We start from the raw sequence: 14080 nt of genomic DNA, 5'->3' as shown, positions 1-14080 counted from the left end.
CTGGCGCCAAGGCCCCCTCACCCAGCCTCCGCTTCGCTCGGCTGACCGTTCCGGGGCGAGCCACGTGTCTCGCCCGTCCTTCAGACCCCCGAGGGGAGAGGAGACTGCGAGCGCCAGCGCTTCCCTCTTCTCCCCAGCGGGGAGAAGGTGGCCGCGAAGCGGTCGGATGAGGGGGCCGGCGCCACCTTTAATCGTGAGGAACTTATCCTGTCGCCCAGCGAACACCAGCGCCGAAGCATGGTCCAGCGCTCACCCCTGCCCCGGATAGGGCATGCCGTCCTTGTGCAGGAACCTGCCATCCGAACTCGGGCTCATCATGGCGATGTCGGAGCAAGTGATGAGATCATCCGGATTGCGCGAGCCGACTTCGAGATAGCGCGCCGTTGTGGACGAGCGGTTGATCATGTGGTGGCCGTTGCCGCTGTTCTTGGCAAAGGTCGCGCAGTCGCCGGCCTTGAGCAGCGTCTCGCCGCCATCCTCGACCAGCACCAGTTCGCCTTCCAGCACATAGACGAGCTCGTCCTCATGGCTGTGCCAGTGGCGCTGGCTGGACCAGCCGCCTGATGGCAATGTCATCAGGTTGACGCCGAAATCGGTGAGGCCGCCGGCATCGCCGAGGCGGTGGCGTGTGCGCTCGGCGCAAGGGGCGTCGAAGGGCGCGGGGTAGCCGGAGCCCTTGCGGACAGGCACGGTGGACAGGTCGATCTTGGGCATGGGAGCTCCATTGAATTGGTGGCGGCAGTGTATGTCACTGCCGGCGCAGCCACAGAGCCACTTTGCCGCAATGCCTTGCCAACGGCAGGCATCGGCCGTCGCACTCTACGGCGCCCCCTCTGTCCTGCCGGAGATCTCCCCCACAAGAAGGGAGATTGGCTGTCGCCTCAGCCTTCGCCAATTTTCACCGTCGCAAGAAAAGCACGGCGCCGACGCTGCTGATCTCCCCACTCGTGGGGGAGATGTCCGGCAGGACAGAGGGGGCGCCGTAGAATGCTATTGCTGGCCAGTCACCAACCCTCAACCCTGATGCGCGGCCGCGAGTTCCTTCACGTGCTTCTCGTGCATCTGCAGCGTCGGCAGCGTCTTCTTGGCGAATTCCTTCATCGCCGGGTCGTCGCCCGAGTTGGCATAGCTGCTGAACAGGGCAACGGCCTCCTTGTGCGCGTCCGTCTGCATCTGGATGTACTTGGCGTCAAAATCCTTGCCGCTTGCGCTCTTCAACTCGTCGAGCATTGCCTGCTCCTTCGGCTGCAGGGCCGGTCCCGCGGCTTTGGTCGAACCGGTGGTCTGGCCCTGGCTCAGCGCCGCCTTGAACTCCTTGCCGGCTTTGGTGTGGTCCTTGACCATCTGCTTGGCGAATTTCTTCACGTCAGCCGCCTTGGATTTCTCCTCCGCGAGCTTGCTCGACTGGATTTCGAATTCGTTGGAGCTAGGCACGGTCTTGACGAAGGTTGGGGTATCGACCTTGCTGGCGGCCAAGGCAGGCGCGACCGCAGTCGAGTTGGCCGCAAAGGCGGCAGGGGCACCGGCGAACAAGGCGACGGCGGCAATGGTGAGAAGCGTTTTCATCTGAGGTCTCCGATTTGAAAATTTCCCTCGGCTAATCAAACGCGGCATTGGCGGCAGGGTTGCGTCCGGAGAACTATTCGTCAGCGACCATCTGCCGAAGAGCCGTCCCGAGCCCCTGGCGGACAAACCTCAGGACAGCACGCCTCGCCATATTGCAGCTGTTCGGTCCAGTTCGGCCGACCTCAGGCGTGACATCCATAAGGTTCCACAGGATCTCGCACGCGCCGATGGCGCGCGGATCCTGGTCCTGATGGACGGCGCGGCATTGGGAACCGGTTGCTTTTCCCGCATTGGGTCCGCAGGCTAGGCTTCCGGAGCTGGGGAGACACATGCAAGAGGATGAAGAGATCGATCTGCGCTGCCCGCAAGTGGTGGCCGACAATGCCGCCAAGGGGTTGAGGCTGCGCAAGCAGTTCGGCCGTGGCGGCACCGAGATCGGCGTCGCGCGGGGGACGGAACTCAAGAACCGCGAAAAGCTGGCGCCATCCACCATCCGCCGCATGGTCAGCTACTTCGCCCGCCACGAGGTCGACAAGCGCGGCAAGAATTACGGCAATGAAGACAATCCTTCGGCCGGCCATATCGCCTGGCTGTTGTGGGGCGGCGACGAGGGCCGCGCCTGGGCGATTGAGCTCAAAAAGAAGATCGGCAATGCGCCCGATATCTGAGGGCGACCGTAAAACGACTGGCGGGCCCCAAACCCCCGCCTGGGACCCGCCAAGGAGCGGCTGAACACATGCCGGTGCAGCCCCTCCACATCTGCCAGTCGTCGATCCGCCATCGGTCGAAAGGCATGGATGGTGAGGTAGCATCCGGTTGCGGCGGCCAATGTGAAGCAGTTCACAATCCGGAGGTTTTCAACAGCGCTCGAGCAATTCCAGGAAAGGTGGGAACCGGTTTTCCCGGGAAAAGCGCGTAGCGTTTTCCCCAGGGAATTGCGGCAAGAAAAAAGCCCTTACCCTTCCCAGGCGACAGGCATCATTCCCAGCCGCTCGTAGAGCCGGAGCGCGGCGGCGTTCTCGACCGTGTTGGTCTTGAGGTCGACATGGGCCGCGCCTCGATCGCGAAAGGCGTTGAAGGCCTGCCACATCAGCGCTTCGCCAATTCCTTTGCCGCGCGCTCCGGGATGGACCGCGAGGTCCTTGACGAAGGCCCTCGTCCAGCACAGCGCTGCCGCCGCCAGCCGTCCCTTGGCGTCGATGACCAGGAAACACAGCGCCGGGTCGAATTCGGCATCGCTGGATATGCGCGGCCACCATTCGTCGAACGGGCCGTCGGTGCCGTCGTCGAACACCTCGGTCAAAAGCGCGTGCAGGGGCTGCGCGTCACCATGTTCGAAGCAGCGCATGGCAAAGCCGTCCGGCCAGTGCGGCGCAACGAGCGTCTCGTCGAGGATCTTGCGCAGCCGGATGTCGTTTGGAGCCGGCGGGCGCGGTTCAGGCATCGCGCTCAGGCGTCGGGCTGCAGCCGGCGGCGCTTGCGGTCGACACCGAGGCCGGTGGCCTCGAGCAGGCCTTTGCGCTTGGCGTCGAAATAATAGCCGGTCTGGTAGAGCCAATCGGCCTTCTTGGCGTTGCCACCCGCCACCAGCCAGGCGCCACGCAGATATTTGACCGCGTATTTCAGATTGGTTTCGGCGTCGAACAAGCCCTTGGCCGGCCCGTCATAGCCCATGCCGCGCGCCGTCGCGTGCTTGATCTGCATCAGGCCCCAATGGCCGTTATTGTAAGCCTTCGGATTGTAGGTGCTTTCGCGGTTGACGACGTGGCGCACCAGATCGACCGGCACCTCGTAGAGAGCGGCGTATTTCTGGATCAGCCGGTCGACGTCGCCGCGCATGCCGGTCGCATGCTCTTCTTCCGGGAGACCGAGCGGCGCGGCGGGGAACAGGCCCAAGGAAGCCGGGTTCTGCGGCACGACATAGGCTACCTGCTGCACGCCGGGCATGGCGTTCTGGCCGCCCTTGGCGGTCGCCGGCATGACAAGGCTGGCGGTCGTATATTGCGCCGCGACCGGCTGTCCGGCGTTGGCGGGCGCAGGCGCCTGCCAAGCATTGGCGGCCATCACCGCAGGCACGGCCGGGGCCGTGGGCGTCGCGCCGGCAAAGGCCGCGGTCGCGGCAACCGGCTGCGCAGCGGCATCGAGCGCTGGCGTGGCCGGCGCCGCTTCGGCCGCCTGGACGGGTGTTATGCCCGAGGATTGCGGCAGCACCGAAACCGTATCGGGCAGCGGCACGGTAAAGCCGGCATCGCTGCCGGCAGCGGTCGCGGTTTCGGTCAGCGCAGGCGTGGCCTTCATCTGCGAGGTCGATTGGCAGCCGCTGAGGGCAGCTGCGCCGACGATCACAGAGATCGCGAAAAGGTTGAATTTTGCTGGCAAGCCGCGCGGGTCCGATTTGTCGGTTGTTAAGAAGTCCTTACACCAGCGATTCCTGGTGGGCAATCGGGACCATCTGGTGGTTTTCGGGTGGCGAGAGCCGGGATCAGATGCCATATTGTTCTGCATATGTACCGGTTGGCATCCCGGTTTTCGCCGCTTTGCGGAAAGGAGCGCATCATGGAAACGGCATCTTCGATCACAGCCGGCCACGCAGTGTTAGAAACAGTGATCGGCTTCATGGGCATCGCCTGGAGCGAAAAGGGCCTGATCCGGCTCTGCCTGCCCGAAAGGAGCCGCGAAGCGGTGGAGCGCCGGCTGATGCGGCATGCCGGTGTTGCCGCCAATACCACTGCGAACATTGGGCAGCCGCAATGGGTGGTCGAGCTGATCGCCTCGATCAAGGCGTATGCGTCAGGCGAGGACGTCGATTTCTCCGGCGTGCCGGTCGATCTCGACGGCGTCGACGACTTCCGTCTCGCCATCTACGACGCGGCGCGGAAACTGCATTACGGCGAAACCACCACGTATGGCGAACTGGCCAAGCGCGCTGGCCAAGCCGGCCTGCCGCGCGAAACCGGGGCAGCGCTGGGCGCCAACCCGGTGCCGCTGGTCATCCCCTGCCATCGGATTCTAGCCGCGGGCGGCAAGATCGGCGGCTTCTCGGCGCCCGGCGGCTCGGCCACCAAGGAAAAGATGCTGGCCATGGAAGGCGTGCGCGTCGGCCCGCCGCCGGCGGCGCAGGTCTCGTTCGGGTTCTAAGAGCTTGAATGGTATGCCGGCTGGGTATGTTGAGATTCAGGTCAGGCCGCACCGAGAACTATGGTCTTCGAGAACCGGAGCGGAGCGTACTTAATGTACGTGGGCGCCGGAAGCGCAGAAGACCATCGTTCGCAGGCCGGCCTCACCCGAATATCAATATGCCCTAATGACGGCGCAGGAAGCGGCGGTGAAAATGGTCGTTCTCGATCCGCTTGCAGAGATAGACCGGGCAGGATTCGGTATCGGCGCTCGGTACATAGGCGCGCTTCCTGACCTCGCCGACATTGCAGAATTGCTGGCTCTGCACATAGCGGTCGAAGAGCGGCAGCCCCGGCACGCGCCTGGACTGATAGCGCAGGATGACCGCGCCCTGGCGGGCGATCGTGCCTTGCACCGTGTCGCAGCTCATACGAGTGGGGTCGTAGCGCGAAATTGCCTGCGCCTCGGCGGCCGCCAGCGTCAGGCAGGCGGCAAGCAGAATGGTTTTCACAACCGTTTTCATGACAGTCTCCCAAAACCGGACTAACGCCGTCGGGCGTCCCGGTCTTCCCGATTGCTCGACGCTTTCATGCGATTGGGGCGGCCTTTGGGCGGCGCCACCGCAACGCCATTTTTCGAGCCATCTTGTTTTTGGTGCGAAACCCGCCTATATCAGCTCCATTGATATTTCGGCCGATCGATCCGGGCCTCGCGATCTTCGCGTTTGCTGACGTCTATCTCCAAAATCTCGATACAAACCGGCTGAACCTCGGTTCGGTCAAACCAAAGCAAATGCGAGGACTATTCATATGGCAACTGGTACGGTCAAGTGGTTCAATGCCACCAAGGGCTTCGGCTTCATTCAGCCTGATTCGGGCGGTGCGGACGTTTTCGTTCACATCTCCGCTGTCGAGCGCGCTGGACTGTCGACCCTGGTCGAAGGCCAGAAAATCAACTTCGAGATCGAGCAGGACCGCCGCACAGGCAAGTCGTCCGCTGGTTCTCTGAGCAAGGCAGCCTGATTTTGCGATAGCGCGCGCCGGACGAGAGTTCGGGGCGCGCGGCAAGTCACGGATGTACTGACGGTCGCGCGAGAAGCGCGCTGGAGCGGAAAGACCCGACAAGCTGGATCAGCAGATAGCTGCCGGCCCGGACTTAAAGCTCCGATCAGGCTACCGAAAATGGGAAGGCGGGATTTATCCCGCCTTTTTGTTTGTCTGGAATTGGACGATGGCCATGCTATTAGTTTCGCCCCATGACCAAGCTCGAACAGATTGAAAGATCCATCGCAGCCCTGAACACCACAGAACTAAAGGCCTTTGCCAAATGGTTCGCAGCGTATCAGGCAGAGGTGTGGGATATGCAGATCGAGGCGGACGCCAAGGCTGGCCGGCTGGATAAGTTTGCCGAGCAGGCTTTGGCTGAACTTCACGCGGGCCGAGTTCGCCCTCTTTGAATGCGCGCTACGGCCGAAGGCCGCAAGCCCAACCGGGCATCGCGCCCGTTGGCGTCCCGTCCGGAACGAGCCGCGAAGCGGCGGCAAGCGTGAGGACAAAATCAGCGCCGCAGATGCAGCGGCACCACCTTGTTGTCGGCGCCAAGCAGCGCCTCGATCGACAGCGGCTCCCGGTTGAAGATCGTGCCGGCCAGCGCCGGGCGGCCGAGATGGAACCCCTGTAGCAGGTCGACGCCGCCATCCAGCGCGACGCGCAGATGCACGGATTGCTCGATGCCTTCCACCAGCACCTTGGCGCCGCGATCGTGCAGCGACGAGACGAGCGGCCGGAAGAAGCGCTCGGCGGCAGCGTGGCGGCAGAATTCGGCGAACCAGCCGCCGTCGATCTTCACAATATCCGGTTGAAGCAGGCTCATCCGCTCCGCGGTCGAGTGGCCGGTGCCGAAATCGTCGATGGCGATGCGGATGCCGTGGCGCCGCATCTCGCGCACCAGCGGGGCCAGCACATTATCGTCGGCCGCCTGTTCGGTGATCTCGCAGACCAGCATGGCGGCATGCAGGTCGAGATCGCCGAGATGCCGCGTCATCAGCCGGATCTCGGCCAGCGCCCGCCCGAGATGATCGTTGATCATCGGGTTGTAATTGAAGAACAGGCCGAGCCCGTCGACGCCGATGTTGCGGAAGTTTTTCAGATGCAGCATCCGGCACATCGTCTCGACAAACAGGCGGTCGCCCGGCGCAACACTGTCGAAGAACATGGCGGGTGCAACCGGCATGGAAGCGCGCTGCGGTTCGATCAGCGCCTCGACTGCAACCGCGGCCAACGCGCCGCCGCGTGGCGCAAAGATCGGCTGGTAGGCGCTCTTCAGCCGGAACGTGCCGTAGACGCCGTATTCGATGCCGACCTCGTCGGCAAAGATCGCTTCGCCGATATCGCGACGCCTCTCGCGCTGCCCGGTCATGGCCCGGTCCTGCGCCCGAACACCCTGCCCGGCCGCGCCGGAGGCGCTGCAGTCGGGCCGGCAGGCGTCTTGCCAGGCTCGGCCGCCGCGACAGACGGCTGCCCATCCTTGCCGAAAGCGCGAAAGCTGGTCGGCGCCAGTTCCGGCTTCGCCAGCACGAAGCCCTGCACCATCGATGCGCCGGATTTCTCGGCCAATTCAAGCTGCCAGCCTTCCTCGATGCCTTCGAACACCGTCCGGATGCCCTGTAGTTCGAAGTTCGTCACCATGGCAGTCAGCAGGGCAAAGCCGGCGCCGGATTCCATGAGCTGCGTGATCCAGTGCGCATCGAATTTGACGATGTCGGGCTTGAGCTCCTTGATGCGGTTGATGTCGGATTCATCGGCGCCGTAATCGTCGACGGCAATGCGAAAGCCATTGGCCCGCAGCGCCTCGACAAAGCTGTAGAGCGTTTCCTGCGACGCCGACTTCTGCTCGGTCACCTCGCACACGATGCGGCGCGGATCGATCCCGGCTTCGTGCAGCACCAGCCGCATGTCGCGCAGCGCGTTATCGGCGATGGAGCGCTCGGTAAACACCGACGGATCGAAATTGACGAAGATCGAAGCTTCTTGCGGCAGGCAGGCGCCGGCGTTGAGCAAATGCAGCGTGCGCGTCAGCGCCTCGATGTGCAGGCGGTCGCCGGCCGGACAGGTGCGGAAGAAGTTCATTGGCGATTGCGGCTCGCCGTCACGAAACGGCCGGATCAGCCCCTCGAACGCTGCGATCGAGAGCTTGCTCTCCTTGAAGGCGAAGATCGGCTGAAAGGCGCTCTGCAGCGTGTAGGGACCCCAGACACCTGAAACGGTGCCGTCATCGTGACGGATGATGTGGGCAAGCCCGGTGCTGCGCGACAAGGGTCCCTCGCTCCGCGAGACAGGCGAAATGGCTGGCGATCCTGCCGTCAAAGGTTTTAGCGGCCGTTGATGAATTTAGTCTTGCTGGGGATAGGCGTCGATTGCAGAGCCCGCAACGCAGAGTGAAACCGTCATGCACGCGCTCCAAAAAGGCATCTTCACAGGTCCTTGAGCCCTGGCTCATCCGACAATGCTTGCACTTGCCGGGTCGATGCGACATGAGAAGCGCCGCAGCTGTTTGCGGTTGCGCCGACCCCTCTGGAGATATCTGGTCATGGCCTTTCTTGCCGACGCCCTTGCCCGCGTAAAGCCTTCCGCCACCATCGCGGTGACGCAGAAAGCCCGCGAGCTGAAAAATGCCGGCCGCGACATTATCGGCCTCGGCGCTGGCGAACCGGATTTCGACACGCCCGACAACATCAAGAATGCGGCGATCGAGGCGATCCGCCGCGGCGAGACCAAATACCCGCCGGTTTCGGGCATCGCGCCGCTGCGCGAGGCGATCGCGAAAAAATTCAAGCGCGAGAACAATCTCGACTACAAGCCCGAGCAGACCATTGTCGGCACCGGCGGCAAGCAGATCCTGTTCAACGCCTTCATGGCGACGCTGAACCCAGGCGACGAGGTCATCATCCCCCGCCCCTATTGGGTCAGCTATCCCGAAATGGTGGCGATCTGCGGCGGCACCTCGGTGTTCGCCGATACTTCGATCGACAATGGTTTCAAGCTCACTCCCGCCGTGCTGGAAAAGGCGATCACGCCGAAGACCAAATGGCTGTTGATGAACTCGCCGTCGAACCCGTCCGGCGCCGCATACACGGAAGCCGAGCTGCGCGCGCTGGCCGACGTGCTCTTGAAGCATCCGCATGTCTGGACACTGACCGACGACATGTACGAGCACCTGACCTATGGCGACTTCGTCTTCAGGACGATCGCCGAGGTCGAGCCGAAACTCTACGAGCGCACGCTGACCATGAACGGCGTCTCGAAAGCCTACGCCATGACCGGCTGGCGCATCGGCTATGCCGCGGGTCCCGTCCAGCTGATCAAGGCGATGGACATGATCCAGGGCCAGCAGACCTCGGGCGCCTGCACCATCGCGCAATGGGCCTCGGTCGAGGCGCTCAACGGCCCGCAGGATTTCGTCGCCAGGAACAAGGCGATCTTTCAGGGCCGTCGCGACCTCGTCGTGTCGATGCTCAACCAGGCGCGCGGCATAACCTGCCCGTCGCCGGAAGGCGCCTTCTATGTCTACCCGTCCTGTGCCCAGCTGATTGGCAAGAAGACCAAAGCCGGCAAGATAATCGACACCGACGAGACTTTCTGCTCCGAATTGCTCGAAGGCGAGGGTGTCGCAGTGGTGTTCGGCTCGGCCTTCGGCCTCGGCCCCAACTTCCGGATCTCCTACGCCACGTCGGAGACGCTGCTGGAGGAAGCCTGCACCCGCATCCAGCGGTTCACGGCATCGCTGACCTGAACTGGCGGCACCGAGACATGAAACCCGGCTTCGAGCCGGGTTTTTGTCAGGAGCAGACCTCAGCCGCCATACTGCTCGCTGGTGACCGCTTCCATCCAATCGGCATGGACGCCGTCCAGCGCTTCCTGCATGGCGACGTGGGTCATTGTCGTCTTTGGACCCGCGCCGTGCCAGTGCTTCTCGCCGGGCTCGAACGAGATCACGTCGCCCGCCTTGATCTGCTGGATCGGCCCGCCCCATGTCTGCGCAAGGCCGGCCCCCGCAGTGACATAAAGCGTCTGCCCCAGCGGATGCGTGTGCCAGTGGGTGCGCGCACCGGGCTCGAAGCTGACCAGCGTGGCTCTGAGCCGGGCCGGCGCTTCCTTCTCGATGATGGGCGTCTGCAACACGCGGCCGGTGAAATACTTCTCCGGTGCGATGATGGTCGGCACGCTGCCGCAGGCAATGATCTTCATCTCTGGTGATCCCTAAGTTTGGCAGAAGCTACCCTGCTCCGGTGCCGGCTACCACCCCAGCCGGGGCCAGAACAGGCCGGCACGTACGCGATAGTCCGCGTAGGCTCCGGCCAGCGGCGTGCGCGAAAATTTCTTCTCTTCGTCCAGTGCCGCAAACACATAGAGGATAGCGATCCCGGCGACCGGCGCCACCGCCCAGATCGACCAGGTCGCGATCCCCCAGCCGATCCAGAAGACGATGTAGGACGTATAGAAGGGGTGGCGGACATGGCCGTAGGGGCCGTGGGTCAGCAGGCTGTGCGGATCGTCGGGTGCGAAGACGAAGCGCAGCCGCACCTTGCGCGACGTCACGATCGCCCACCAGAACAGGGCAGAGCTCGCCAGTTCGACGGCAAGTCCGGTGATCTTTGCCGAACCCGGCTGCGATTGGATCCAAAGGATGGCGAGAAAGAACAGCGCCGTGGCGATGACCGCCGCCGAAATCACCATGGCGCCTGGCGACATCGCCTGCGATTGGAAATGCGCCCGCATCGACCAGACATATTGGCCAAGCATCGCGATGCTGCAGATCGAGACAAGAAGATCGAGGACTGATTCCATTGTCGGGATTCCGCGCGTGATTGCCATGGAGCCAGCGATCGTGCCGGCTATCTCTTTAGAAATCCTTTCTTAACCACATGTTTAAAGAACATATAGAGCCAGCGATGCGATGTTGGCGGTCAGGCAAATCTCAAGGTCTAATCCAGCATGAGCATCACTCACCGCACCATCCGCACGCCGCAGGCCGACTTGCGCCTCAGCCAGTCGTCTGGGTCCGGCATGCCCATCGTCATGATCCATGGCTCGGGCAGTTCGCGCGCCGTGTTTGCCCGTCAGTTCGATAGCCCGCTTGCCGACGCCCATCGGCTGATCGCCTTCGACCTTCCCGGCCACGGCGAGTCCTCCGATGCCCGCGACCCGGCGACCGCCTATACGATTACCGGCCTTGCCCAGACCACAGCCCGGCTTCTCGACGCTTTGGGCATCGGCCACGCCATCATCTTCGGCTGGTCGCTCGGCGGCCATGTGGCGGTCGAACTTGCCAGCTTCCACCATGCGGTGAACGGCCTGGTGCTGACCGGAGCGCCGCCGGTGTCGAGGGGGCCGTTCGGTATGCTGCGCGGCTTTCACGCAAACTGGGACATGCTGCTGGCCTCCAAGAAGGTCTACTCCGAACGCGACATCGAGCGCTTCGAGGCGCTTTGCTTCGGCGATACCGCCAGTCCGTCTTTCCGCGAAGCCATAAGGCGCACCGACGGCAGGCTTCGCGCCGGCGTGGCGCGCAGCATGTTTGCCGGCAAGGGCGCCGACCAGAAACAGGTGGTCGAGCACGCCCCGTTCCCGGTTGCGGTGATCAATGGCGAGCATGATCCGCTGGTGCGGCTGAGTTACTTCGAGACGGTGGCCTATGGCTCGCTGTGGGAACAATGCCATGTCATATCAGGCGCCGGCCATGCACCGTTCTGGGAACGCCCAGACCTGTTTAACCCGCTGTTGTCGCGCTACGCCGAGACGGTGGTGAAGCAAAGCGCAGCCAGGCCGGCGCGCCGCACCCAGGCCCGCTGAAATCTACCGGCGGTTCTGACCCCGGCTCTCGCTCCGTCCGTCTGGCGGCGGCGCGATTTCTATTTTCCTTGCCCTGCCGGCTAACCCGTGGGACGATGGGTTGGGCAGGTGGCTAAATGAAAACAACCCCGCCCGCGACGGTCGAACAGGCCGGCCGCCGCTCACGACAGGGTGCGATCGGCGCAAAACCGTTTCCACTTTTGCTGATCGCACTCCAAGGGCAACGCCTGAGTGGAGGTCAGCCATGGGTACTCGCGCCGGAGGACGACGCACGGGACCGAAATGCACTGCCATAGTCGGTCCCTTTGCAAGCGGTAAGACGACACTTCTCGAAGCCATCCTCGCCCGTACGGGCGCCATCCCCCGCCAAAATCCCGTTTCATCGGGAAGCACCGTTTCCGATCATTCGCCCGAAGCGCGGGCGCACGCCATGAGCGTCGAGGCGACCTTTGCCACCACCGAATTCATGGGGGAGCAGATTACCTTCGTCGACTGTCCCGGATCGATCGAATTCTCCTTCGAGGCCGAGCCGGTGCTGGCAGCCTGCGATCTCGCGGTGGTCGTCGCCGAGGCCGACGAGAAGAAGATCCCAGCCTTGCAGCTCATCATGCGCAAGCTCGACGATCTCGGCGTGCCGCGCATCCTGTTCCTCAACAAGGTCGACAAGGCAATCGCCGGCGTACGCGATACGCTGAAGATGCTGCAGCCGACGAGCGCGGCGCCGCTGTTGCTGCGCCAGATTCCGCTGCGCAAGGACAATGTGGTGATCGGTTCGATCGACCTGGCGCTGGAGCGCGCCTACATCTACCGCGAATATGCCGAAAGCCAGGTTGCCGAAATTCCAACTGACGACAAGGCGCGCGAACTGGAGGCTCGCTTCTCCATGCTGGAGACGCTTGCCGACCATGACGACCAGTTGATGGAGCAGTTGCTGGAGGAGATCGAGCCGCCGAAAGACGCGGTCTTCGACGATCTGTCCGCCGACCTGCGCGCCGGCGCCATAACGCCGGTGCTGATCGGCACCGCCGAAAAAGGCAACGGCGTGCTGCGCCTTTTGAAGGCGATCCGCCATGACGCACCGGATGTCGAGGCGACGCGCAAACGGCTCGGCGTCCCCGACGGCAATCACACCGTGGTCCAGGTGATGAAGACCATCCACACCGCGCATGGCGGCAAGCTGTCCGTGTCGCGCGTACTCTCCGGCCAGATCGCCGATGCAGCCGAACTCTATTTGTCGAATGGCGAGACGGCGAAGGTCTCCGGCATCTACAAGATGCTCGGCAAGGACCAATCCAAGCTCACCGCTGCCAAGGCCGGCGACACGGTGGCGTTGGGCAAGCTGGACGAGGTCAAGACCGGCCAGACGTTGAGCTCCACGAAGGGCGGTATCAAGCCGCTGGTCACGCTGACGCCGCCGCAGCCGGTCTTTGCCTTTGCCCTGCGGCCGAAGGAGCGCAAGGACGAGGTCAAAATGTCGGCGGCCATCCAGCGCCTGGCCGAGGAAGATCCCTCGCTCACCTTGCGCCACAACCAGGACTCGGCCGAGACCGTGCTGTCCGGCCATGGCGAGATGCATCTGCGGGTCGTGCGCGAGCGGCTGGAAGGCAAGAATCAGATTCCGGTCGAAGGCCATGCGCCTGCCGTCCCCTATCGCGAGACGATCCGAAAGACGGTCCAGCAGCGCGGCCGCCACAAGAAGCAGTCCGGCGGCCATGGCCAGTTCGGCGATGTGGTGATCGAGATCAAGCCGCTGCCGCGCGGCTCCGGCTTTCAGTTCTCGGACACCATCACCGGCGGCGTCGTGCCCAAGACCTACATCCAGTCGGTCGAAACCGGCGTGCGCGATTATCTGAAATCCGGCCCGCTCGGCTTCCCTGTCGTCGATGTCGCCGTCAACCTCTCCGACGGCTCCTACCACGCCGTCGATTCCTCCGACATGGCTTTCCAGATGGCGGCCAAGCTGGCCATGAAGGAAGGCATGGCGGCCTGCTCGCCGGTGCTGCTCGAGCCGGTCATGAAGGTCGAGATCGTCACGCCGTCCGAAGCCACTTCGAAGATCATTGCGCTGATCCCGCAACGGCGCGGTCAGATCCTTGGCTACGACGCGCGGCCTGACTGGCCGGGATGGGATGTCGTGGAGGCGACCATGCCGCAGGCCGAGATCGGCGACCTGATCGTCGAACTGCGCTCGGCGACCTCCGGCGTCGCCAGCTATCGTTGCGCCTTCGATCACATGGCCGAGCTGACCGGACGGTTGGCCGACGAGGCGATGAACGCCAACGGCAAGGCTGCCTGACAGGCCGAAGGATGATCCGCACAAAAAACGGCGCCCGGATGATCCGGACGCCGCTCTTATTGCGGACCGTCTTCTTGGGAGGAAAACGGCAGGTCCGCCGCACGTATCCGCCGCGCCATACGGCACTGGCAGACGAATAGGTTCGGACGCGGTAGCCGCCTGAGCCCGGATCTTCCGAGTGATGCCCCCATCTCCCGGTCGAACCACACCGCGTCCTATGATCTGCTTAAACGATGAATCGCGCCTGCGG

General features: G+C 63.5%; 16 protein-coding genes. 7 read left to right on the top strand and 9 right to left on the bottom strand.

The annotated features are described in order from the left end of the window. Nucleotides 1-249: 249 nt before the first annotated feature. Both X750_RS143135 and X750_RS143140 read right to left on the bottom strand, forming a co-directional pair. Nucleotides 250-714, bottom strand: coding sequence for a cupin domain-containing protein (locus tag X750_RS143135; protein WP_023748192.1), 465 nt, complete (start codon nt 712-714; stop codon nt 250-252). A gap of 300 nt (nt 715-1014) precedes the next feature. Continuing rightward, complete coding sequence (locus tag X750_RS143140) at nt 1015-1566, bottom strand: DUF4142 domain-containing protein (RefSeq protein WP_023744332.1); 552 nt, start codon at nt 1564-1566, stop codon at nt 1015-1017. A gap of 329 nt (nt 1567-1895) precedes the next feature. Here X750_RS143140 and X750_RS143145 point away from each other — a divergent pair, with 329 nt between their 5' ends. Beyond that, a complete protein-coding gene (locus tag X750_RS143145; RefSeq protein WP_023744331.1) occupies nt 1896-2234 on the top strand; it encodes a hypothetical protein in 339 nt (112 codons plus the stop codon). Between the two features lie 287 nt (nt 2235-2521). Here the strand turns inward: X750_RS143145 and X750_RS143150 are convergent, their stop codons facing one another. Together X750_RS143150 and X750_RS143155 are read right to left on the bottom strand one after the other, a co-directional pair. Then, nucleotides 2522-3010, bottom strand: coding sequence for a GNAT family N-acetyltransferase (locus X750_RS143150; protein WP_023705860.1), 489 nt, complete (start codon nt 3008-3010; stop codon nt 2522-2524). A gap of 5 nt (nt 3011-3015) precedes the next feature. Beyond that, the gene (locus tag X750_RS143155) at nt 3016-3945 is read right to left on the bottom strand and encodes a lytic transglycosylase domain-containing protein (RefSeq protein ID WP_023748191.1); all 930 of its coding nucleotides are present in this window, start codon (nt 3943-3945) and stop codon (nt 3016-3018) included. A 177-nt stretch (nt 3946-4122) separates the two neighbouring features. On the opposite strand from X750_RS143155, the gene X750_RS143160 reads away from it, so the two are divergent. Then, nucleotides 4123-4704 (top strand): methylated-DNA--[protein]-cysteine S-methyltransferase, encoded by a 582-nt coding sequence (locus X750_RS143160; protein ID WP_023671959.1) that lies wholly within the window; start codon nt 4123-4125, stop codon nt 4702-4704. A 163-nt stretch (nt 4705-4867) separates the two neighbouring features. Here the strand turns inward: X750_RS143160 and X750_RS143165 are convergent, their stop codons facing one another. Further along, on the bottom strand, nt 4868-5194 hold the full coding sequence (locus X750_RS143165; RefSeq protein WP_023748190.1) for a hypothetical protein: 327 nt from the start codon (nt 5192-5194) through the stop codon (nt 4868-4870). A gap of 298 nt (nt 5195-5492) precedes the next feature. Here X750_RS143165 and X750_RS143170 point away from each other — a divergent pair, with 298 nt between their 5' ends. Together X750_RS143170 and X750_RS143175 are read left to right on the top strand one after the other, a co-directional pair. Further along, a complete protein-coding gene (locus X750_RS143170) occupies nt 5493-5705 on the top strand; it encodes a cold-shock protein (RefSeq protein ID WP_015316174.1) in 213 nt (70 codons plus the stop codon). A 233-nt stretch (nt 5706-5938) separates the two neighbouring features. After that, on the top strand, nt 5939-6139 hold the full coding sequence (locus X750_RS143175) for a hypothetical protein (RefSeq protein WP_023748189.1): 201 nt from the start codon (nt 5939-5941) through the stop codon (nt 6137-6139). A 101-nt stretch (nt 6140-6240) separates the two neighbouring features. Here the strand turns inward: X750_RS143175 and X750_RS143180 are convergent, their stop codons facing one another. Both X750_RS143180 and X750_RS143185 read right to left on the bottom strand, forming a co-directional pair. Next, complete coding sequence (locus X750_RS143180; RefSeq protein WP_023671962.1) at nt 6241-7101, bottom strand: EAL domain-containing protein; 861 nt, start codon at nt 7099-7101, stop codon at nt 6241-6243. Continuing rightward, on the bottom strand, nt 7098-7997 hold the full coding sequence (locus tag X750_RS143185; RefSeq protein ID WP_023671963.1) for an EAL domain-containing protein: 900 nt from the start codon (nt 7995-7997) through the stop codon (nt 7098-7100). The genes X750_RS143180 and X750_RS143185 overlap by 4 nt, the downstream gene beginning before the upstream one ends. A gap of 274 nt (nt 7998-8271) precedes the next feature. Between X750_RS143185 and X750_RS143190 the strand changes: the two genes are divergently transcribed. Further along, the gene (locus X750_RS143190) at nt 8272-9474 is read left to right on the top strand and encodes a pyridoxal phosphate-dependent aminotransferase (RefSeq protein WP_023683765.1); all 1203 of its coding nucleotides are present in this window, start codon (nt 8272-8274) and stop codon (nt 9472-9474) included. Between the two features lie 59 nt (nt 9475-9533). Here the strand turns inward: X750_RS143190 and X750_RS143195 are convergent, their stop codons facing one another. Both X750_RS143195 and X750_RS143200 read right to left on the bottom strand, forming a co-directional pair. Next, nucleotides 9534-9929, bottom strand: coding sequence for a cupin domain-containing protein (locus X750_RS143195; RefSeq protein WP_023748188.1), 396 nt, complete (start codon nt 9927-9929; stop codon nt 9534-9536). Nucleotides 9930-9977: 48 nt separating this feature from the next. Next, the gene (locus X750_RS143200) at nt 9978-10529 is read right to left on the bottom strand and encodes an isoprenylcysteine carboxylmethyltransferase family protein (protein ID WP_023748187.1); all 552 of its coding nucleotides are present in this window, start codon (nt 10527-10529) and stop codon (nt 9978-9980) included. 147 nt (nt 10530-10676) lie between these two features. On the opposite strand from X750_RS143200, the gene X750_RS143205 reads away from it, so the two are divergent. After that, nucleotides 10677-11534: an alpha/beta fold hydrolase gene (locus X750_RS143205; RefSeq protein ID WP_023748186.1), complete on the top strand. Its 858-nt coding sequence runs from the start codon at nt 10677-10679 to the stop codon at nt 11532-11534. 244 nt (nt 11535-11778) lie between these two features. Further along, nucleotides 11779-13830: an elongation factor G gene (locus tag X750_RS143210; protein WP_023748185.1), complete on the top strand. Its 2052-nt coding sequence runs from the start codon at nt 11779-11781 to the stop codon at nt 13828-13830. Nucleotides 13831-14080 lie beyond the last annotated feature (250 nt).

Origin of the sequence: Mesorhizobium sp. LNJC391B00, from assembly GCF_000502535.1 — a bacterium.
Classification (GTDB): Bacteria; Pseudomonadota; Alphaproteobacteria; order Rhizobiales; family Rhizobiaceae; genus Mesorhizobium.
The sequence above is the reverse complement of the archived record's forward strand: the minus strand, read 5'-3'. Positions and strand labels throughout refer to the sequence as shown.

Excerpts from the sequence above, each read along its gene's own strand:
- X750_RS143190 (WP_023683765.1), top strand. The coding sequence starts at position 8,272 with ATGGCCTTTCTTGCCGACGCCCTTGCCCGCGTAAAGCCTTCCGCCACC.
- X750_RS143170 (WP_015316174.1), top strand. The coding sequence starts at position 5,493 with ATGGCAACTGGTACGGTCAAGTGGTTCAATGCCACCAAGGGCTTCGGC.
- X750_RS143205 (WP_023748186.1), top strand. The coding sequence starts at position 10,677 with ATGAGCATCACTCACCGCACCATCCGCACGCCGCAGGCCGACTTGCGC.
- X750_RS143175 (WP_023748189.1), top strand. The coding sequence starts at position 5,939 with ATGACCAAGCTCGAACAGATTGAAAGATCCATCGCAGCCCTGAACACC.
- X750_RS143180 (WP_023671962.1), bottom strand. The coding sequence starts at position 7,101 with ATGACCGGGCAGCGCGAGAGGCGTCGCGATATCGGCGAAGCGATCTTT.
- X750_RS143140 (WP_023744332.1), bottom strand. The coding sequence starts at position 1,566 with ATGAAAACGCTTCTCACCATTGCCGCCGTCGCCTTGTTCGCCGGTGCC.
- X750_RS143145 (WP_023744331.1), top strand. The coding sequence starts at position 1,896 with ATGCAAGAGGATGAAGAGATCGATCTGCGCTGCCCGCAAGTGGTGGCC.
- X750_RS143210 (WP_023748185.1), top strand. The coding sequence starts at position 11,779 with ATGGGTACTCGCGCCGGAGGACGACGCACGGGACCGAAATGCACTGCC.
- X750_RS143200 (WP_023748187.1), bottom strand. The coding sequence starts at position 10,529 with ATGGAATCAGTCCTCGATCTTCTTGTCTCGATCTGCAGCATCGCGATG.
- X750_RS143195 (WP_023748188.1), bottom strand. The coding sequence starts at position 9,929 with ATGAAGATCATTGCCTGCGGCAGCGTGCCGACCATCATCGCACCGGAG.
- X750_RS143135 (WP_023748192.1), bottom strand. The coding sequence starts at position 714 with ATGCCCAAGATCGACCTGTCCACCGTGCCTGTCCGCAAGGGCTCCGGC.
- X750_RS143160 (WP_023671959.1), top strand. The coding sequence starts at position 4,123 with ATGGAAACGGCATCTTCGATCACAGCCGGCCACGCAGTGTTAGAAACA.
- X750_RS143150 (WP_023705860.1), bottom strand. The coding sequence starts at position 3,010 with ATGCCTGAACCGCGCCCGCCGGCTCCAAACGACATCCGGCTGCGCAAG.